The following is a 19825-nucleotide window of genomic DNA, read 5'->3' as shown; positions in this document are numbered from 1 at the left end:
GTAGGGAGGCGCGGCAGTTCCGCCCCCAACGTGAGCAGGCGGCCCGCACCCCCCACCGTCATCCCCCCACTCGTGCGCAGCCAGCACCGGGTGGAGGCATGCCCATGCTGCCTGGCCTGCCCCGCACGATGCACCCGCCCCACCCGGTCGGCCAGGGCGCTGGTGATCCGGTCGCGGGCGAACAGCAACTCCTCCGCCTCGGCCAGGCACATGTCCACGTCATCGGGAAGCGGGGTCAGCGCCAGCTCTTGGGCCACCTCACGAACCGACCCCACCACCACCCACGACGACCGCACACGACGCTGGTCACGACCACGATCACGACCACCCACACCGCCGGAAGCACCCGCACCCGGGCCCGTCGCGCTAGCAGCGTCCGGGCCAGTGGTATCTGCGCCGTCGTCGGCAGCTCCACGCTCGGCGTTCGCGTCAGCGCCGTCCGTGTCAGCACCGCTCATGCCAGCGGCATTCGCACCGGTGGCAGCCCCGCTCGCGGCGTTCGCGCCGTCGTTATCTGCGCTGTCGGTATCGGTGCCTGGGACGTCCATGCCCGGGGCGTCCGCGCTTGCGGCGCGGGGCGCGTCGGCGGGCTGCCGGGGCCCAAAGTTGATGATCGGGAAGGGCGCGCGGGCGGACGAACCGTCGGACGACCACAGTGGGGAATTGGCGATCAGGCGATCCCACCAGCCGTCGCTCCAGTCGCTATCGACGTTGTTCGAACGACGAAGGTGCTCAGGATCGATGTCGGACAGATCCATCGCACTCTCCTAGCTTGATTCGAAATACTGTTTGAATTATCTCCTGGTCGTGTCACTCTTAGCAACCGGGCGACGCCTACCAGTTGGGGTTACAGGCTTGCGGCGCAAGCGGGCAGGGGAGAGCCCGACCGCGATGGGGACAGGAGCAGAGCAGGCCGGAGGCGCAGGGAGAAGCAGGGGGATGCGCAGGGAGAAGCAGGGGAGATCCCGGGCGTGATGAGGGCTGGGAGCAGAGCGCGCGGGAGACACAGGGAGAGAAGCAGGGAGAGATCAGGGGATGAGGATGGGGCACCAGCCGCAGGCCACCAGGTGCGGGCCACCAGGTGCGGGCCACCGGCCGCGGACCACCGGCTGCGGACCACCGGCCGAGGCAGAGAGCCGGCGCGTGTCTCGCCCTGGCGCAATTGCTAGATGCGGCATGGAATAGGGCCCGTGGCTCCGGCCCACGCCGGCTACGGCTCGTACCACATGATCGGGGTTTGAGGGCGGCGGCGCGGCTCGGGAGACCGAACGACCGGGAGATGGCCGTGGCCGGGGAGACGGCGCGGCGGGGAGATGGCAATGGACGGGGAGATGGCAATGGACGGGGAGATGGAACGACCGGGAGACGGCAACGGCAAGAGAGACGGAGCGGCCGGGAGATGGAACGAGCGGGATGGCTATGGCAGGAGAGACGGCGCGGCGGGGAGATGGCCGTGGCCGGGGAGACGGAACGACCGGGAGATGGCTACGGCAAGAGAGACGGTGCAGCCGGGAGATGGAAACGGCCGGGCGCGGGCATCATGCCCGCGCCCGGCCGTCCTGCCGTGAGCTCAGGGGGAGGCGATCCGCCCCAGCGATGGCGGGATCTTGTGCGCGGCGGCACGGTCGAGCAGGAACAGCGTGCGCTGCCGCCCGCGCGCGCCGGCGGCCGGCACCTGGAACGGTCCGGCGTCGGACAGCGCCATCCTGACCGCCTGGGCCTTTTCCTCGCCCGCCGCGACGACCCAGATCTCCCTGGCGGCCCGCAGGGCGGGGAACGTCAGCGACACCCGGGTGGGCGGCGGCTTGGGCGAGCCGTGCACGGCCACGACCGGCCGCTCCTCCTCGTAGACGGCCGGCTGGCCGGGGAACAGCGAGGCCACGTGGCCGTCGGGCCCCATGCCGAGGAGCAGCACGTCGAACGAGGGCACCGGCCCGTGGTCCTCCGGCCTGGCCGCCTTGGCCAGCTCGACCGCGTACGCGTCGGCGGCCTCCTCGGCGGTCATCCCCGAGTCGGGGCCGGGCATCGGGTGCACCCGGGCCGGGTCGACGTCGACGTGGTCGAGCAGGGCCTGACGCGCCCCGGTCTCGTTGCGCTCGGGGTGACCGGTCGGCAGGAACCGCTCGTCGCCCCACCAGATGTCCAGTGCCCGCCAGTCGATGGCGTCGCGCGCCGCTGTGCCCGCGAGGGCGGCCAGCGTCGCGATGCCCACGGTGCCGCCGGTCAGCACCAGGTGCGCCGAACCGCGGGCCGCCTGCGTGTCCACCAGCCGCGTGATGAGACGGGCGGCCACGGCCTGGGCCAGCAGTTCGGCGTCACGGTGGACGATGACGGTGGGAACGCCGGTCACGACCGTCCCTGCCCCTTCATCTCCGCAAGCCGGCGGATCGCGGCGGCGTAGATCTCGTCGGGGTCGAGCCGGCGCAGCTCCTCGGCGAGCAGTTCCGAGGCCGGCCTGCGGGCCAGGGCGACCCGCCGGTCGGGGTGGCCGGGCCGTGACAGAGTGGCGAGCCTGGCATCGGTCCTGCTCACCGTCAGCTCGCCGCCGCTCGCGATCGACAGCCGTACGCCCGTCAGGCCGGGGCCGCCGGACTCGGCGACCTCGATCGGCGCCTCCAGGCGGTCGCACAGCCAGGCGGCCAGCAGCGGCGCACTGGGGTTGCCCGGCGCGGCCTCCACCACACCACCGGTGACCTTCCCGACGGGCTGGTCGAAGGCGGCGGCCAGCAGGCTGCGCCACGGCGTGAGCCGGGTCCAGGCCAGGTCGGTGTCGCCGGGGACGTAGCTGGCGGCCCGCGAGGAGATCGCGGCGACCGCGTCCGGGGCCGACCTGGCGTCCAGGATCCGGCGGCTGCCGAGATGCCCGACCGGGTCCTTGGCGGGGATCTCCGGGCAGTCGCCCGGCCACCACACCACCACCGGCGTGTCGGTGAGCAGCAGCGGCGTGATCACCGAGTCGGCGTGCTCGGTCAGCTCGCCGTACAGGCGCAGCAGCACGACCTCGCCCGGCGCCGACTCGCCCACGCGGATCTCCGCGTCCAGCCGGTTGGGCTCGGCCGGGTCGCGGTTGATCACCATCAGGATGCGCGAGGGGTGCTCGCGCGCCGCCTCGGTGGCCGCGCGCAGGGCGTCGTACTGCCCCGCCTCGTCCACCACCACGACGAGGGTGAGCACCATGCCGACGGCGGGCGCGCCCATCTGGTGCCGCAGGCGGGTCAGCGTCGAAGAGATCTTCGACGCGGTCGTCTCGGTCAGGTTGAAGGTCGTCACACCGCTCTCCGCTCACTCCACCCCGGACACGGCGCGCTGACAGCGCTCACAGCCGCCTCCAGGCGCGTCCGTCCCTGGCCAGCATCGCGTCGGCCGAGGCGGGACCCCAGGAGCCGGACGCGTACCCCTCGGGCCTGCCCTGGGTGGCCCAGAACTCCTCGATCGGGTCCAGGATCTGCCAGGACAGCTCCACCTCCCGCTGGTGCGGGAACAGCGGCGGGTCGCCGATGAGCACGTCGAGCAGCAGCCGCTCGTACGCCTCGGGGGAGGACTCCATGAACGACTCGCCGTAGGCGAAGTCCATGTTGACGTCCCTGACCTCCATGGCCGTGCCCGGCACCTTGGAGCCGAAGCGCACGGTGATGCCCTCGTCCGGCTGGACACGGATGACCAGCGCGTTGTGCCCGAGGATCTCGGTGTCGTCCTTGCTGAACGGCAGGTGCGGCGCCTTCTGGAAGACGACGGCCACCTCGGTCATGCGGCGGCTGAGCCGCTTGCCCGTACGCAGGTAGAACGGCACCCCGGCCCACCGGCGGTTGGCCACCTCCAGCTTCACCGCGGCGTACGTCTCGGTGGTGGAGTCGGGGGAGATGCCCTGCTCCTCCAGGTAGCCGACGACGGGCTCGCCGCCCTGCCAGCCCCGGACGTACTGGCCGCGGGCGGTGCCGGTGGCCAGGTCGGCGGGCAGCTTGACGGCCCGCAGCACCTTCTCCTTCTCCCGGCGCAGCGCGTCGGCGTCGAAGGACGTGGGGTCCTCCATCGCGACCAGCGCGAGGAGCTGGAGCAGGTGGTTCTGGATCACGTCACGGGCCGCGCCGATGCCGTCGTAGTAGCCGGCCCGGCCGCCGATGCCGATGTCCTCGGCCATCGTGATCTGCACGTGGTCGACGTAGCCGCGGTTCCAGATCGGCTCGTACAGCGTGTTGGCGAAGCGGAGCGCCAGGATGTTCTGGACGGTCTCCTTGCCGAGGTAGTGGTCGATCCGGAAGACCGAGCTCTCGGGGAACACCGCGCTGGTGATCGCGTTGAGCTCCTGGGCGCTCTTCAGGTCGTGCCCGAACGGCTTCTCGATGACGACCCGGCGCCAGGAGCCCTCGGGGCCCCTGGCCAGGTTCGTCCGCTTGAGCTGCTCGATCACGAGCGGGAAGAACTTCGGCGGGACCGAGAGGTAGAAGGCGTAGTTGCCGCCGGTGCCCCGGGTCTCGTCGATCTCCTTCAGCATCATGGCGAGGACGTCGAAGGCGCCCTCGTCGCCGAACTCACCGGGGCAGAAGTGGATGCCCTCGCTGAGCTGTTTCCAGACCTCCTCGCGGAACGGCGTCCGCGCGTGCTCCTTGACCGCCTCGTACGTGACCTGGGCGAAGTCCTCGTGTGCCCAGTCGCGGCGGGCGAAACCGACCAGGGAGAAGCCCGGGGGCAGCAGCCCCCGGTTCCCCAGGTCGTAGATCGCCGGCAGCAGCTTGCGCTTGGCGAGGTCGCCGGTGACCCCGAACAGCACGAGCACGCACGGCCCGGCCACCCTGGGCAGGCGCCGGTCGCGCGGGTCGCGCAGCGGGTTGGCGGCCGCGGTCAGCTCGGTGGTCCCGGTCGTGGCGGCCTGAGCGGCGGCCAGAACCGCACGCTCAGCGCTCGTCAGATCGTCCGCCGCCTGCCGCACTGCCTCTGGTACTGCACCGCTGGGCGCCTCCGGGGCCTGACGGGCGTCGTCGGCGGGGGCCTGCGGCTCCTGTTGCTCCGTCATGTGTCCTCCCTGCGGACGGGCCCTTCGCCTGTAACGCATCGCATGGTCAGAGCTCCTCGGCCACGGAGAGCAGGTGCCTGACCCCGGCGACGCGGTCGGTGAGGTGCAGGCGCACGGCCGGCCTGCCCCGGGATGTCAGGGCGCCCAGGTCGCCCAGCGCCTGGGCGAGCTGCAGCCTGCCCAGCGTGTAGGGCTTGCCGGGGACCTCGATGTCGTCGGTCACCGCACCGGTGATCTGCAGGAACACGCCCGACGCCGGACCGCCCTTGTGGTACTGCCCGGTGGAGTGCAGGAAGCGCGGGCCCCAGCCGAACGTGACCGCGTGGTCGGTGCGGTAGTCGAGCAGCGCCCGCAGCGTCGCGACGTCGGCGCTCGCCCAGGTGTCGGTCATCTCCTCGAAGGACGCCTCGCCGACGACCGCCGCGTCGAACGCGGCCTCGCGGTCGAGGTACGCCATGATCGCCAGGTAGCCGCGCTCGGGGATCGCGCGCAGCAGCCAGGTGAGGACGTCGGCCAGGTTCTTCAGGTCGCCCGGCACGTCGCCGTACACCTCGACCGGGCCGTCGGTGAGCACCGGGGTGCCGGTCGGCAGCGGGCCGTCCCCTGCCTCCTGCAGGATCCGGGTGGTGTTCTCCTTCGACTCGGCGACGTTCGGCTGGTCGAACGGGTTGATCCCGAGCACCCGGCCCGCGATCGCCGTGGCGTACTCCCAGACGAGGAACTGCGCGCCCAGCGGGCCGTCGACGGTCGTGCCGCTGTCGGGCCCGATGGTGACGAGGAACTGGTCGTCCGCCTCGGCGGCCTCGGCGCCGACGACGGGCAGGATGCCCTTGCCCTCCTTGCCGGTCGACTCGGCGATGAGCTGCTCGATCCAGTCGGGCAGGCCGGTGATGTCGGACGGCGCGTCGCGCAGGATCAGCTTGTCGCGGCCCTGCAGCGCGTTCGCGCCGAGCAGCGCGCCGAGGTCCAGGCCCGGGTTGCCCTCGTCCTGGGCCAGCAGCGGCCTCACCGCGGCGGCGTCGTCGAGCAGCTTGGCCACGTCGGCGCCCGCCAGGGCGCTCGGGACCAGGCCGAACGCGGTGAGCGCGCTGTAGCGGCCGCCCACGTTCGGGTCGGCGAGCACGACCGGATATCCGGCCTCGATGGCCGTGCGCTCCAGCGGGGAGCCGGGGTCGGTGACGACCACGATCCGCTCGGCCGGGTCGATCCCCGCGTCGCGGAACGCCTGCTCGTAGATGCGCCGGTGGCTGTCGGTCTCGATCGTGCCGCCGCTCTTGCTCGCCACCACCACGATCGTGCGGTCGAGCCGGTCGGCGAGCGCGCGCCGCACCTGGTGCGGGTCGGTCGTGTCGAGGACGGTCAGCGGCACGTCCTCGGTGGCGCAGATCACCTCGGGGGCGAGGGAGGAGCCGCCCATGCCGGCGAGCACCACGTGGTCAAGGCCCTGGGAGCGGGCCCGCTCCACCAGCTCGGCGATCTCCGGCAGCAGCTCCCGGCTGGTCTCGGGCAGGTCGAGCCAGCCCAGCCGGATGGCGGCTTCGGGCTGCGCCTGCGGGCCCCAGAGGGTGGAGTCGCCGGCGGAGAGGGCCGCGGGCACGCCCTCGGCCACGAGCTTGCCCTTGACCGCTTGGACGGCGTCCGCCTCGTCGCCGAGGGTCACCTCGATTGTCATCTGTAGCTCAGGCCTTCCGCAGCTCGCCGTCGACGGTTTCGAGCAGCTCGTTCCAGGACGTCTCGAACTTCTCGACGCCCTCCTCCTCCAGCACGCGGACGACGTCGTCGTAGTCGATGCCGGCCTGCTTGAGCGAGGCCATGACGTCCCACGCCTGCTGGTAGAAGGGGCGGATCGTGTCGCCCGAGATCCGGCCGTGGTCGGCCGCGGCGTCCAGGGTCTTCTCCGGCATGGTGTTGACGACCCCGGCCGTGACGAGCTGCTCCACGTACAGGGTGTCGGGGTAGTCGGGGTTCTTCACGCCGGTGGAGGCCCACAGCGGGCGCTGCGGGTGCGCGCCGGCCGCGCGCAGCGCCTGCCAGCGCGGCGAGTTCATGATCTCCTCGTACGCGGCGTACGCCAGGCGGGCGTTGGCCACGCCGGCCTTGCCCTTCAGCCCGGCGGCCTCCGGCGTGCCGATCTTGTCGAGGCGCTTGTCGATCTCGGTGTCGACGCGGCTGACGAAGAACGACGCGACCGACTCGATCGTGGCGAGGTTGAGGCCGTTGGCCTTCGCCTTCTCCAGCCCGCTCAGCCAGGCGTCCATCACCTGGCGGTAGCGCTCCAGCGAGAAGATCAGCGTGACGTTGACGCTGATGCCCTCGGAGATGGCCTGGGTGATCGCCGGCAGGCCCTCGACGGTCGCCGGGATCTTGATGTGCACGTTGGGCCGGTCGACCAGCCACCACAGCGCGCGTGCCTCGGCGATCGTCGCCTCGGTCTTGCGGGCCAGGCGCGGGTCCACCTCGATCGACACGCGCCCGTCGACGCCGCGGGTGGCGTCGAAGACCGGCCGCAGCACGTCGGCCGCCCAGCGGATGTCGAACGTGGTGATCGCCCGCACGGCCTCCTCGACCGTCACGCCGCGGGTGGCGAGGTCGCGCAGCTGCGCGTCGTAGGCGTCGCCCTTGCTCAGCGCGGAGGCGAAGATCGTGGGGTTGGAGGTGACCCCCGTCACGTTCTTGTCGCGGATCAGGGCGGCGAGGTTGCCGGAGCGCAGCCGCTCCCGGCTGATGTCGTCGAGCCAGATGGAGACTCCGGCGTCCGTCAGCCGCTTCAGATTCTCATTCATCCTTCGTCCCTCAGTTTCCGGTCGTCTCGCCCTTGTCGGCGCCCGTCTTGGCCAGGCTGGCCTTGGCGGCGGCGACGACCCGGTCGGCGGTGAGGCCGAACTGCTCGTAAATCGTCTTGTACGGCGCGGACGCGCCGAAGTGCTCGAGCCCCAGGACCTCGCCCGCATCTCCCACGAACTCGCGCCAGCCCAAGGAGATTCCCGCCTCGACCGCGACCCGGGCCTTGACGGCGGGCGGCAGCACGGTCTGCTTGTAGGCGGAGTCCTGCTCCCGGAACCACTCCACGCACGGCATCGAGACCACGCGGGTCGGAATGCCCTGGGACTCCAGGATCGTGCGGGCCTCGACGGCGAGCTGGACCTCGCTGCCGGTGCCGATGATCACGACCTCCGGCTGGCCGTTGGAGGCGTCCTGCAGGACGTAGCCGCCCCGCGCGACGGCGTCCGGGTCCGTGCCGTCGAGGGTGGGGACGTTCTGCCGGGTCAGGGCGAGGCCCGCCGGGCGGTCGTTGTGCTCGAGGACGGCCTTCCACGCGGCCGCCGTCTCGTTGGCGTCGGCCGGGCGGACGACGTCGAGGCCGGGGATCGCGCGCAGCGCCCACAGGTGCTCGATCGGCTGGTGGGTCGGGCCGTCCTCGCCGAGACCGATCGAGTCGTGCGTCCAGACGTAGGTCACCGGCAGCTTCATCAGCGCGGCGAGCCGCACCGACGGGCGCATGTAGTCGCTGAACACCAGGAAGGTGCCGCCGTAGGGGCGGGTGCCGTTGTGCAGCGCGATGCCGTTCAGGATCGCGCCCATGCCGTGCTCGCGGATGCCGAAGTGCAGCGTGCGGCCGTACCGGTTGCCGGGGAACTCCTTGGTCTGGTACTCGTCCGGGATGAAGGACGGCTCGCCCTTCATCGTGGTGTTGTTGGACTCGGCGAGGTCGGCCGAGCCGCCCCACAGCTCCGGCAGCACCGGTGCGAGCGCGTTCAGCACCTCGCCGGACGCCTTGCGCGTGGCGACCTGCGAGCCGATCTCGAACGACGGCAGCGCCTTGTCCCAGCCCTCCGGCAGCTCGCGCTTGGAGATCCGGTCGAACAGCTCCGCCCGCTCGGGGTTGGCCTCGCGCCAGCTCTGGTAGCCCTTGTCCCACTCGGCGCGCAGGGCCCGGCCGCGCTGGACGACCTCACGAGCGTGGCCGAGCACCTCGTCGGGAACGTCGAAGCTCTTTTCGGGGTCCATGCCGAGGACGCGCTTGGTCGCGGCGACCTCGTCGGCGCCCAGGGCCGAGCCGTGGATCTTGCCGGTGTTCTGCTTGTTCGGCGCCGGCCAGCCGATGATCGTGCGGAGCTTGATGAACGTCGGCCGGTCGGTCTCGGCACGGGCCGCCTCGAGCGCGGCGTACAGCTCCTGGACGTCCTCGACGTACTCGCCCGTCTTGGTCCAGTCGACCTCCAGGACGTGCCAGCCGTACGCCTCGTAGCGCTTGGCGATGTCCTCGGACAGGGCGATCTGGGTGTCGTCCTCGATGGAGATGTGGTTGGAGTCGAAGACCACGGCCAGGTTGCCGAGCTTCTGGTGACCCGCGAGGGCGCTGACCTCGTGGCTGATGCCCTCCTCGAGGTCGCCCTCGGAGGCGAAGCACCAGATCATGTGGTCGAACGGCGAGGCGCCGGGCGCGGCGTCCGGGTCGAACAGGCCGCGCTCGCGGCGGGCCGCCATGGCCATGCCGACCGCGTTGCCGATGCCCTGGCCGAGCGGACCGGTCGTGGTCTCCACGCCGGCCGTGTGGCCGTACTCGGGGTGGCCCGGGGTGAGGCTGCCCCACTGCCGGAGCGCCTTGAGGTCGTCCAGGGTCAGGCCGTAGCCGGACAGGTAGAGCTGAATGTAGAGCGTCAGGCTCGAATGCCCGCAGGAAAGGACGAACCTGTCTCGTCCGACCCACTTGGGATCCGAGGGGTCATGACGCAGGACCCGCTGGAAAAGAAGATAGGCAGCGGGGGCGAGGCTCATCGCGGTGCCGGGGTGACCCGATCCCGCCTTCTCCACGGCGTCCATCGCCAGGGCTCGCACGACGTCGACCGCCTGCCGGTCAAGATCACTCCACTCAAGGCTTGCGCTGCTCAACTGCTCGATCCCCTCTTTGTATTCGCGCCGGTTCTGGCATTTCCCGCCCACAGGGGACCCTAACGGGTTCCTCGTAATACCGTTTGGTAGCCACCTCGGTGGCGACACCTGCGGCTTCGGCCCCGGTTCGGGGACCACCTGCGGTGGCGACTACAGTGATTGACCAAGTGCCGGCTGCCGCCCGGAGACAGGCTGCCCGGAGATCCGCCCTAATCAGAGGTTACGCGTTGACCCCGCACGTGTTGGAAGCGCCTTGACGGTCCTGACGAACAAGCAGACGGTGACCCCGCTGGGGTCCACCGCGACGGCCACGGCTCCCCGCTCCATCGGGGCGCTCGTGAAGGCCTACGTGGCGCTCACCAAGCCCCGGATCATCGAGCTGCTGCTGATCACGACCCTGCCGGTCATGTTCCTCGCGGCGCATGGCCTGCCCGACCTGTGGACCGCCACCGCCACCATGGTGTTCGGCACCCTGTCGGCGGGCAGCGCGAACGTCCTGAACTGCTACATCGACCGGGACATCGACCGGACGATGCGGCGCACCCGCAGGCGTCCGCTCGCCAAGCACGACGTGTCGCCGGCGGGCGCGCTGGTCTTCGGTGTGATTCTCGGCACTCTTTCCACGCTCGGGCTCGCCCTCACGGTCAACGGGCTGGCCGCGATGCTGTCGCTGGGCGCGATCCTGTTCTACGTCTTCGTCTACTCGCTGGTGCTCAAGCGGCGTACGTCGCAGAACATCGTGTGGGGCGGCATCGCCGGCTGCATGCCGGTGCTGATCGGCTGGGCCGGCATCACCGGCACGCTGTCGTGGGCCCCGGTCGTGCTGTTCGGCGTGGTGTTCTTCTGGACGCCGCCGCACACCTGGACGCTCGCCATGCGCTACCGCGAGGACTACGCCGCGGCCGAGGTGCCCATGCTGCCGGTGGTCGCCACCGAGCGCCGGGTCGTCCGGCAGGTCGTCGCCTACACCTGGGCCACCGTGCTGTGCTCGCTGCTGCTGTGGCCGATCGCCGGCACGTCCCTGCTCTATCCGGCCGCCGCGGCCGTGCTCGGCGCGGTCTGCCTGGTGGAGGTCTACCGCCTCCTCGGCCGCGTGAACGCCGGCAAGACCGGCGTCGACCTGCGCCCGATGCGGTTCTTCCACTGGTCGAACATCTACCTGGCGCTGCTGTTCCTCGCCGTCGCGATCGACTCCCTGATCGCCTGAGCCGTTCCCGCCCGGCCCGCCTACGCCGGGTGTGCGACCGGAATACGTCACAGCGCTGATGCCGCCGGGCGTGTCCTTACGTACGTTCGGAGTCATGGAACGGATGGCGGCGTGGCGCGCCGCACTGGTTTCGGGCGGCGCGCGGCCCGGCGGAGGTCCGTGGCGGGTGGCGCCGCTCGACGTCCTGTTCGCGGCCGTCCTCGGTGTGCTCGCCGCGCTCGGTACGGCGTCCGCGCTGAGCGAGCGCGGCCTGCGGCTCGACGCGGCGGGGTGCGCGCTGGTCGGGGTGGCGGCGGCCGGGCTCGTGGCGCGGCGGGCCTGGCCGCTCGCCGCCCTCGTGGTGACCTTCGCCGCCACGATCGCCTTCCTGGCCCGCGGTCACCCGTACGCCCCGGTGCTCGAACTGACGTCGGTGGCCGTGTACTCCGCCGCCGCCTGGCGGCCGGAACGGGTGTCCGGGGTGGCGCTGGCGGCGGTGACCGCCGCCTACCTGTCGTTCTCGTCCTGGACGGGCGCGCCGGACGCGCCGGAGATGGGCGTGCCCGCGCTGGCCGCGCTGTGGCTCGTCGCGCCGTGGACGGCGGGGGTGGCCGTGCGCGCCTACCGCCGGGTCAGGACGCGCGCCGCCGAGGCGGAGCGCCTCGGCCACGTCCAGGAGGAGCGGCTGCGGATGGCGCGGGAGGTGCACGACATCGTGGGCCACAGTCTCGCCGTGATCAACATGCAGGCGGGGGTGGCCCTGCACGTGCTGCACCGGCGCCCCGAGCGGGCCGAGCAGTCGCTGCAGGCCATGCGGGAGCTGAGCGCCCAGGCTCTGGAGGAGCTGCGGGTCGCGCTGCGGTCACCGCCGGGGACGCTGCCGGGGACGCTGCCGGGGACGGGGCTGGCCCCGGTGCCGGGGCTGGACCGGGTGCCGGAGATCGTCGAGGCGGTGCGGCGGGGCGGCCTGGCGGTGGACCTGGTCGTCGAGGGGACGCGGAGCCGGGTGCCCGCGGCGGTGGACCTGGCCGGATATCGGATCGTGCAGGAGTCGCTGACCAATGTGGTGCGGCACGCCGGCGCCTCCCGGGCGGAGGTGAGGGTGGCGTACGGACCGGAGACGGTGTCGGTGACGGTGACCGACGACGGCACCGGCGGCCTGGGGCATGACGGCGACCGTCAGGGGAGCGGGCACGGCCTGCCCGGCATGCGGGAGCGCGCGGCGTCGGTGGGCGGCACCCTGGAGGCCGGCCCGGGCCCCGGGGGCGGCTTCCGGGTCCTGGCGGTCCTGCCGCGCGATCCCCGGCCCGCAGGGGACCGGATATGACGCCCCCGGAGGCGCCCATACGACTGGCCGTCGCGGACGACCAGGCGCTGGTGCGGATGGGCGTGCGCATGCTGGTGGAGGACGAGCCGGACATCGACCTGGTCGCCGAGGCTGCGGACGGGGCCGCCGCCGTGGCCGCCGTCCGCCGGTGGCGCCCCGACGTGGTCCTGATGGACATCCGGATGCCGGTGCTCGACGGGATCGAGGCGCTCCGGCGGATCGTCGCCGAGGCACCCGCGACCCGGGTGGTCATGCTGACCTCGTTCGACCTGGACGACCACGTGTTCGACGCGCTCCGGGCAGGCGCGTCGGGCTTTCTGCTCAAGAGCGCGGAGCCGGACGAGATGCTGCGGGCGGTGCGGGTGGTGGCCGCGGGAGAGTCGCTGCTGTCGCCCGCGGTCACCCGCCGGGTGATCGCGCGGTTCGCCGGCCGGCCGGGCCCGCCCGGCGAGGCCAGAGTGCGGCTGTCGGCGCTCACCGAGCGCGAACGCGAGGTGGTGGGGTGGGTCGCCGCCGGCCTGTCCAACGACGAGATCGCGGGCCGGCTGGTGGTCAGCGCCGCCACCGTACGCACCCACGTGGGCCGGGCCATGACGAAACTGGGCGCACGGGACCGCGCCCAGCTCGTCGTGTTCGCCTACCAGGGCGGGCTGCCGATCCCCGAGGGCTGACCGAACGGGCGCGGCGCGGGCGCGGGACGGGCGGGCCACCAGGTCGCCGGGCCGATGTCGAGCGCCAGGGCGGGGACCAGGACCGTGCGCACCACGAACGCGTCCACGAGCACGCCGAGCGCGACCAGCAGACCGAGCTGGATGTTGAGGACCACCGGGGTGATGGTGAGCACCAGGAACGTCGCGGCGAGCACGACGCCGGCGCCGGTGATGACGCCCCCCGTCGCGACGAGGGCCGTGACGATGCCGTCCCGGTGCCCGCGCTCGCGGACCTCCTGCCTGGCCCGGGCCATGAGGAAGATCGTGTAGTCCACGCCCAGCGCCACCAGGAAGAGGAACCCGAGCGTGAGCACGGTCTGGTCGGTGCGGGCGAACCCGAGAGCGTGGAACAGCAGCGCGGACAGGCCGAGAGCGGCGCCGGACGAGAGCAGGGCGCAGCCGAGCAGCAGCAGGGGCGCGACGGCCGCGCGGAGCAGGACGCCGAGGACGAGGGTGACGACGCCGGTCACGAGCGGCACGATCACCGCCAGGTCGCGGTCCATCGCGGCGTCCCGGTCGAGCAGCGCCGCCGTCTGTCCCCCCACCAGTGCGTCGGGCACGGCCCGGGCGAGCCGCGCGCGCAGGCCCTCGACCGACCGCCGGGCCGGGTCGCTCGACGGAGGGTCGGCGAGCACGGCGGTGATCCGCGTCCAGCGGCCGGAAGCGGACGTCTCCGCCGGGCCGGACGCGGCGAGGCCGGGCGCCGTACGGGCCAGCCCGGCGGCCGTCGCGGCGGCCCGCGCGGGAACGTAGACGAGGACGGGCGCGGTGGCGCCGCCGGGGTAGTGAGCCCGCACGACCTCCTGCCCGGCCGCCGACTCCGGAACGCGGGTGAAGTTGTCGCCGCCGTCGAGGACGCCCACCCGCAGGAAGGCCGTGCCGCAGGCCAGCGCCGCGAGGGTGAGCCCGGCCACCGCCCAGGCACGGCGCGGCCGCCCGGAGACGAGCCGCCCCGTCCACCGCCAGATGTGCGCCGTACGGGCGCCAGGGGCCGCACGACGGGGGACGGCGGGCCAGAACACGCCCCGGCCCAGGGCCGTGAGGAGCGCGGGCAGCAGGGTGGTCATGGCCAGCAGCGCGGCCACGACGGCGATCGCCGCGAGCGGGCCGAGCCCTTTGGTGGAGTTCATGTCCGCCGCGAACAGGGCCAGCGCGGCGAGGGCCATGGTCGCGGCGGAGGCCGCCACGGACGGCGCCGTGTGTCGCAGCGCCAGAGCCATCGCCTGGTGCCGGTCGGAGTGCTCCGCCAGCTCCTCCCGGTATCGGGAGATCAGCAGGAGCGTGTAGTCGGTGCCGAGCCCGAACACCAGGACGATCATCAGCGCCGCGCCCGAGCCGTTGACCACGACGCCCGCTTCGGCGACCAGGACGGCCCCGGCCTGCGCGGCCACCACGCCCGCCGCGACGCAGGCGAGAGGGACGAGCGGCAGCACCGGGCTGCGGTAGGTGACGAGCAGGAGCAGCGCGACCACCGCCACGGTGACCAGGGTGAGCGTTCCGTCGACCCGGCCGTTGGCGTCCGCCGCGTCCGCGCGGGAGGCGGCGGGCCCGGTGGCGGCGGCGGTGAGCCCGGCGGGCAGCCCGGCCCGCATGATCTCCCGTGCCCGGGCCACGATCCGCGTCGCCTCGCCGCTCTCCATGGCGTCGCCCGGCACCGGAACCGTCAGTGTGAGCGCCGCGCCGTCCGCCGAGGGCGCCGGCCCGGTCACGTCCCCGAGGGCCCGGAGCCGGTTTCTGTCATCGAGCACCGCCGCGCGGTCGGCCGCGCCCAGGCCGCCCTGCCGCGCGTAGACGAGCACCAGGGCGCTGTCGCGGGCCGCGGGGAACTCCCGCCGGGTCAGTTCCACGGCCCGGGTCGACGGGGCCCCCGACGGCATCCAGCTGGTCTCGTCGTTGTCCTGCGCCTGCCCGATCCCCGCGGCCAGCACGCCGAGGGGGACGATCACCGCCAGCCAGACGGCGATCACCGCCCACTTGCCGACCCGCCCCGCGGGCAGACCGGCCAGACGTCGCAACGTCCCCATCTCGCACCTCTCGTCGTCTGCGAAGAGAGGTCCAACGCTGGTGCGCGGAGGGTGTCGCGGGCGTCCCCCGGGGAACGTCACGTGCGGCTACGCCGCGGCGCGTACGCCCCCCGGGCCGTCCGCCGTACGGGCCAGGGGAGTGGGTGTGGCGGCGCCGCGACGTCGCCCGGGACGTCCGCGCCGGGTCAGACGGTGATGACGACCTTGCCGAACGCCTTGCCCGAGGCGTAATGGCGGTAGGCGTCGTGGGCCTGGTCGAAGGGGAACACGCGGTCGATGACCGGGTGAAGGGCGTTGACCTCGACGGCTCGGTTCATGGCGAGGAACTGGGCGCGGCTGCCGACCGCGACGGCGCGCACGGTCGCGCCGGAGGCGAAGAGCGTGCGCGCATCGAGCGGGGGCGAGGTGGCGGAGACGAAGCCCACGCAGGCGACATGCCCGGCCATCGCGACCGCCTTGAGGGACTGTTCCAGCAGGCCGGCGACGTCGATGACGCGGTCGGCGCCCCGTCCGCCGGTGAGCTCGCGGACCCTCGCGGGCCAGTCGGGGACGGCCCGGTAGTCGATGACCTCGTCCGCGCCCAGGCCGCGCAGGCGGAGCGCCTTCTCGGGGCTGCTCGTTGTGGCGATCACCCGGGCGCCGAGCGTCTTGGCGAACTGCAGGGCGAACAGCGACACCCCGCCCGATCCCTGCGTCACCATGGTCTGGCCCGGACGCAGGCCGTCCGCGCCGGTCACGGCGTTCCAGGCGGTGACCGCGGCGCAGGGGAGCGTCGCCGCCTCCTCGTAGGACAGATGGCGGGGGACCGGCACCAACGCGTCCGCGTCGATCACGGCGCGTTCGGTGAGCATGCCGTCCAGTGAGCCCCCGCGCTGCGGCAGGTGCTCGACGCCGAAAGGGCCGTCCTGCCAGCTCGGGAAGAGGGTGGCGGTGACCCGTTCGCCGATCCGCCGGGAGTCGACCCCGGGCCCGACCGACACGATGTCGCCGGCCCCGTCGGATATCGGCACCACGTCTGGCTTCACCGGCAGGACGTAGTCGCCGTTGGCGATCATCAGTTCGCGGAAGCTCAGAGACACGGCGCGTACGGCGACGACGACCTGACCGGCGCCGGGGACCGGGTCGGGGTGGTCTCTGACCGTCAGGCCCGCGAGCCCGGCGCCGCTGTCGAGGTGGTAGCTGCGCATCGTCAGGCCCGGGCCTCGGGGGCGTGGTGGACGAATGCGTGGTTGAAACGGCCGATGACCTCGGCCGTGGTCCGTTGCGGCACTTCGGCTCCTTCGCAGTGAATAGAACGTTCGGTCTACGATTTATATCGACCAATCGATCTACTCGTCAACGGACAGGCCTGTGGCCCGGCGACGCCGTGCGCCGGGCGGGCGGGGAAGAGGTCCGTTCGTGAGGGGGCCGCGGCGTCAGGCGCGGTAGGTCTTGCGTACGTTGTCGTCGGGAGCGGGCAGGTTCTCGGCGGCGGGTCCCTCGGCGAAGCCCTTCAGCAGGTTGGTCGTCGTGGCGGTGACGAAGGCCCGTGTGCGCGCGTCGATCCCGTGCGCCCCCGGCAGGTCGCGGGTGCGCGCCATGAGCGTCTCGGCCCACCGCATGGTGCCCGAGGCGAACACCCCGGCCCCGCTCTCGGCCGTGTAGTAGGCGGCGTCGGAGAAACTGGGCCGCCCCACGCAGGTCACCGGCGAGTGGGCGAGGATCTGCAGCGGCCTCGGCGTCGGCACGTCCGTGTTCACCCGGTCGTACTCCACGCCCACGAGGTGCGGGAACGCGTCGCCGCGGCGCACACCGGTGCCCGCGAAGATCCAGTGGCGGGGCTCGTGCACCACGAACGGCGCGTCCACCGGATAGCCGTCGTAGTAGACCCCGATGAGCGACGACTCGGGATCGGCCTTCGGCGCCGCCCGGAAGTCGGTCGTCGCCAGCGCCGGGCGGGTGCGGACCAGCGGGTCGCGGTCCACCGCGGTCTTGTAGCAGACGACCGTCCTGCCGTGGTCCTCCAGCCGGACGCGGCGGTAGCAGGTGTTGGCGCCCAGGAAGGCCAGGTTGACGCCCGCGTCGCGGGCCTTGGTCACCGTGCGGCGCACCCCGGGCGTCCAGTATTCGTCGTGCCCGAGGAAGATCACCGCGGCCGCGCCGGTGAGCACGTCGTCGCCGGCCTCCAGGTCGCCGCCGGTCGTGTACGCCAGGGGCAGGCCGAGCCGTTCGGCCAGCGCCACCACCGGCCGCTCGTGGATGAGGAACTTCTCCATGCCGGTGGTGTCGTAGGGCCGGTCGAAGCTGACCGCGAGCGAGCGGCTGTCGTAGCGGCCGTCTTCGCCGTAGTAGAGGCTGTAGCCGCCCCACCGGTTGTACGCCTGCCAGGTGGGGGTGGCGTGCACCAGGACCGTACGGCCGGCCCCGGAGGCCGAGCGCACGACCAGCGGCACGTACCGCTGGTGGCCGTGCTCGGTGTCCAGGCGCAGCAGGTAGGCCCCCTCGGGCCAGCCCTCGGTGGACACGGTCAGGGAGCGCCGCCACCCGGCCCGTACGGTGCGGGTGTCGCCGACGAGCCGTCCGCGGCCCTGGTCGCGCCCCTTCAGCCAGCCGGAACGCCACACCCGGCGGGCGAGCGTGCCGCCGTACCAGCCCATCCGGTAGGCCGTCACCCGATAGCGGCCCTCGGTCGTGGAGACGTGCAGGCCGAACGACTCCCCGGGCAGCACGCTCGCGCGGTCGCCGTAGCCCTCGATCGCCTCGTCGGGGCCGCGCCTGCGCACCCGCCAGTCCGGGTCGCCGGGCAGCAGCCGTTCCGCCACCGGTTTCCTGGACGGCGACGGGGACCCTGAGGAGGGCGACGGGGAGGCGGGCGCGGAGCCTTCCCGGGGCCCGGGCGCGCATGCGGCGACCGAGCCGACGGCGGCGGCGCACGCGATGCGGAGGAAACCGCGTCGTCCGAGCCCGTCTGGTGGTGCGACATCCATGATCGCCCATTCTGCCCGGAACCGGCGCGTGCTCGGGACGGCGGCGCGCCTGCCCGATACCCGCCCCGGCACGGATTGCATGGGGATCTTTTGAGGCCCGAGGAGGACCTCGGCGGGTTTGGTCGGTTACAGTCACACAGTGGCAGGCCTCGACCCCCGCGCCGTTCTCAGGGAGCGTCCGTCCATCGGCCTCATCGTGGGTCTGGTCGTCGCCGGAATCTGCGCTCTCGTGTCGTTCTCCTTCGACATCATCAACGGTGAGCCGGTCCAGTTCTTCATCGCGCTCGGGCTCGCCGTGGCCCCCGTGCCGCTGCTGCTCGCGGGCGTGCTCGCGCTCGACCGCATGGAACCGGAACCGCGCAACAACCTGATCTTCGCGTTCGCCTGGGGCGCCGGCATCGCCGTGCTGCTCGCCGGCGTGCTCAACTCGCTCAACCTCGTCTACGTGGCCCACCAGCTCGGGGACACGACCAGCGCCCGCAACCTCGTCGCCACGTTCGGCGCCCCGCCCGTGGAGGAGACGGCCAAGGGGCTGGTCCTGCTCGGGCTGCTGTGGTTCCGGCGGCAGGAGCTGGACGGGCCCACCGACGGGATCATCTACGCCAGCATGGTCGGGCTCGGCTTCGCCATGTCGGAGAACGTCAGCTACTACCTGGCCGCGCTGGAGGAGAACGGCGCGCAGGGGCTGGCCGCCACGCTCGTGCTGCGGGCCGTGCTGTCGCCGTTCGCCCATCCGCTGTTCACCTCCCTGATCGGCATCGCAGTGGCGTACGCCGCGCAGCGCGGGGGCGCGGTGGGGATCGTCGTCATCGTCATCGGGTGGATCGGGGCCATGCTGCTGCACGGCCTCTGGAACGGCTTCGCCTCCTTCGCCGGTCTCGGCGGGCTCGCCATCGCCTATCTGCTGCTGATGATCCTGCTCGTCGTCGAGCTCATCGTGATCTTCCGGGACAGACGGCGGATCGTCGGCCTGATCCAGCACTACCTGCCGCCGTACGAGCGCAACGGGCTGATCAACCAGGCCGACATCTTCATGCTGTCGTCCCTGCGCCGGCGGCGGCAGGCCCGGGCGTGGGCCAAGGCCCACGGCGGCAGGGCCGGGGCACGGGCGATGATCGACTATCAGATCGCCTCCACCGAGCTCGGGCTGCTGCACGCCCGCGCGGCTCGGGGCGGGGTTGACGAGGAGACCTTCCGCGCCCAGCAGCGGTCGCTCGCGGATCTCATGGCGTACGCCCGGCTGTCGTTCCCGCTGCCGGAGCGCCACCAGGCGAACGCCGCGCGGGGCGTGCCCCCGCCGGGGTACGCTCCGGGCGCCCCGACCGCGAACCGGTGGCCCGGTGGCGGCCAGGCCGTGCCGCCCTGGTACGGGCCGGGGCCGCAACCGGGCGGTCCCCAGCCGGGCGGTCCTCAGCCGGGCGGGCAGCAACCGGGCGGGCAGGGGTACGGGCCTCCGCCGGGTGGGCCGCCTCCCGGATACGGGCTCCCGGGCGCTCCCGGGCAGCCGCCGGGCCCGCAAGGCCCGCCGCCGGGTCCGCAACAGGGGCCTCCGTACGGCCCGCCACAGCGTCCGCCACAGCGTCCCCCACAGGGGCCGCCACCACAGGGCCCGCCGCAGTGGCCGCAAGAGGGTGGCCCGGGCCCTGCGCCCGGCGACCCCCGGCGCTGACTCCGCGCCCGGGCGGGGCCGGGCAAGATCGGGCGCGGC

13 protein-coding genes and 1 pseudogene are annotated in these 19825 nt (G+C 72.8%); 4 read left to right on the top strand and 10 right to left on the bottom strand.

The genetic code is table 11. The annotated features are described in order from the left end of the window. The 7 genes and pseudogenes from HCK04_RS13425 to tkt all read right to left on the bottom strand — a co-directional run. Positions 1 to 758, bottom strand: a pseudogene (locus tag HCK04_RS13425) (hypothetical protein); the annotation flags it as partial. Between the two features lie 812 nt (positions 759 to 1570). Then, entirely contained in the window at positions 1571 to 2350 is a 780-nt protein-coding gene (pgl, locus tag HCK04_RS13420; protein ID WP_142647481.1) for a 6-phosphogluconolactonase, read from the bottom strand. Further along, positions 2347 to 3270, bottom strand: coding sequence for a glucose-6-phosphate dehydrogenase assembly protein OpcA (locus HCK04_RS13415; protein WP_260617242.1), 924 nt, complete (start codon positions 3268 to 3270; stop codon positions 2347 to 2349). Before HCK04_RS13415 ends, pgl begins: the two co-directional genes overlap by 4 nt. A 46-nt stretch (positions 3271 to 3316) precedes the next feature. Continuing rightward, on the bottom strand, positions 3317 to 5011 hold the full coding sequence (zwf, locus tag HCK04_RS13410; protein WP_205830170.1) for a glucose-6-phosphate dehydrogenase: 1695 nt from the start codon (positions 5009 to 5011) through the stop codon (positions 3317 to 3319). A gap of 46 nt (positions 5012 to 5057) precedes the next feature. Continuing rightward, positions 5058 to 6683 carry a glucose-6-phosphate isomerase gene (locus HCK04_RS13405; protein WP_142647480.1) on the bottom strand — a complete coding sequence of 542 codons (1626 nt, stop codon included), beginning with the start codon at positions 6681 to 6683 and terminating at the stop codon, positions 5058 to 5060. Positions 6684 to 6690: 7 nt separating this feature from the next. Next, positions 6691 to 7794 (bottom strand): transaldolase, encoded by a 1104-nt coding sequence (gene tal, locus HCK04_RS13400; protein WP_142647479.1) that lies wholly within the window; start codon positions 7792 to 7794, stop codon positions 6691 to 6693. Positions 7795 to 7804: 10 nt separating this feature from the next. After that, positions 7805 to 9913, bottom strand: coding sequence for a transketolase (gene tkt, locus HCK04_RS13395; protein ID WP_142647518.1), 2109 nt, complete (start codon positions 9911 to 9913; stop codon positions 7805 to 7807). A gap of 253 nt (positions 9914 to 10166) precedes the next feature. Here tkt and HCK04_RS13390 point away from each other — a divergent pair, with 253 nt between their 5' ends. The 3 genes from HCK04_RS13390 to HCK04_RS13380 all read left to right on the top strand — a co-directional run bounded on the left by HCK04_RS13390 (position 10167) and on the right by HCK04_RS13380 (position 13088). Beyond that, positions 10167 to 11111 (top strand): heme o synthase, encoded by a 945-nt coding sequence (locus tag HCK04_RS13390; protein WP_142647517.1) that lies wholly within the window; start codon positions 10167 to 10169, stop codon positions 11109 to 11111. Positions 11112 to 11205: 94 nt separating this feature from the next. Continuing rightward, positions 11206 to 12417, top strand: coding sequence for a sensor histidine kinase (locus tag HCK04_RS13385; RefSeq protein ID WP_168065894.1), 1212 nt, complete (start codon positions 11206 to 11208; stop codon positions 12415 to 12417). Then, complete coding sequence (locus HCK04_RS13380) at positions 12414 to 13088, top strand: response regulator transcription factor (RefSeq protein ID WP_142647477.1); 675 nt, start codon at positions 12414 to 12416, stop codon at positions 13086 to 13088. Before HCK04_RS13385 ends, HCK04_RS13380 begins: the two co-directional genes overlap by 4 nt. Here the strand turns inward: HCK04_RS13380 and HCK04_RS13375 are convergent. The 3 genes from HCK04_RS13375 to HCK04_RS13365 all read right to left on the bottom strand — a co-directional run bounded on the left by HCK04_RS13375 (position 13055) and on the right by HCK04_RS13365 (position 17952). Continuing rightward, complete coding sequence (locus HCK04_RS13375; RefSeq protein WP_142647476.1) at positions 13055 to 15151, bottom strand: MMPL family transporter; 2097 nt, start codon at positions 15149 to 15151, stop codon at positions 13055 to 13057. The genes HCK04_RS13380 and HCK04_RS13375 overlap by 34 nt on opposite strands. A 185-nt stretch (positions 15152 to 15336) precedes the next feature. After that, positions 15337 to 16338, bottom strand: a complete 1002-nt coding sequence (locus tag HCK04_RS13370; RefSeq protein WP_142647475.1) for an NAD(P)-dependent alcohol dehydrogenase — start codon at positions 16336 to 16338, stop codon at positions 15337 to 15339. A 228-nt stretch (positions 16339 to 16566) separates the two neighbouring features. Then, positions 16567 to 17952 carry a N,N-dimethylformamidase beta subunit family domain-containing protein gene (locus tag HCK04_RS13365; RefSeq protein ID WP_205830168.1) on the bottom strand — a complete coding sequence of 462 codons (1386 nt, stop codon included), beginning with the start codon at positions 17950 to 17952 and terminating at the stop codon, positions 16567 to 16569. A 304-nt stretch (positions 17953 to 18256) separates the two neighbouring features. Between HCK04_RS13365 and HCK04_RS13360 the strand changes: the two genes are divergently transcribed. Further along, positions 18257 to 19786 (top strand): PrsW family intramembrane metalloprotease, encoded by a 1530-nt coding sequence (locus HCK04_RS13360; RefSeq protein ID WP_142647474.1) that lies wholly within the window; start codon positions 18257 to 18259, stop codon positions 19784 to 19786. Positions 19787 to 19825 lie beyond the last annotated feature (39 nt).

Origin of the sequence: Microbispora sp. CL1-1 (genome assembly GCF_012034195.1) — a bacterium.
Lineage (GTDB): Bacteria > Actinomycetota > Actinomycetes > Streptosporangiales > Streptosporangiaceae > Microbispora.
The sequence above is the reverse complement of the archived record's forward strand: the minus strand, read 5'-3'. Positions and strand labels throughout refer to the sequence as shown.

What these genes read in the sequence shown, in the direction of transcription:
- tal (WP_142647479.1), bottom strand. Translation starts at nt 7,794, where the DNA reads ATGAATGAGAATCTGAAGCGGCTGACGGACGCCGGAGTCTCCATCTGG.
- HCK04_RS13375 (WP_142647476.1), bottom strand. Translation starts at nt 15,151, where the DNA reads ATGGGGACGTTGCGACGTCTGGCCGGTCTGCCCGCGGGGCGGGTCGGC.
- HCK04_RS13405 (WP_142647480.1), bottom strand. Translation starts at nt 6,683, where the DNA reads ATGACAATCGAGGTGACCCTCGGCGACGAGGCGGACGCCGTCCAAGCG.
- HCK04_RS13385 (WP_168065894.1), top strand. Translation starts at nt 11,206, where the DNA reads ATGGAACGGATGGCGGCGTGGCGCGCCGCACTGGTTTCGGGCGGCGCG.
- HCK04_RS13370 (WP_142647475.1), bottom strand. Translation starts at nt 16,338, where the DNA reads ATGCGCAGCTACCACCTCGACAGCGGCGCCGGGCTCGCGGGCCTGACG.
- HCK04_RS13380 (WP_142647477.1), top strand. Translation starts at nt 12,414, where the DNA reads ATGACGCCCCCGGAGGCGCCCATACGACTGGCCGTCGCGGACGACCAG.
- zwf (WP_205830170.1), bottom strand. Translation starts at nt 5,011, where the DNA reads ATGACGGAGCAACAGGAGCCGCAGGCCCCCGCCGACGACGCCCGTCAG.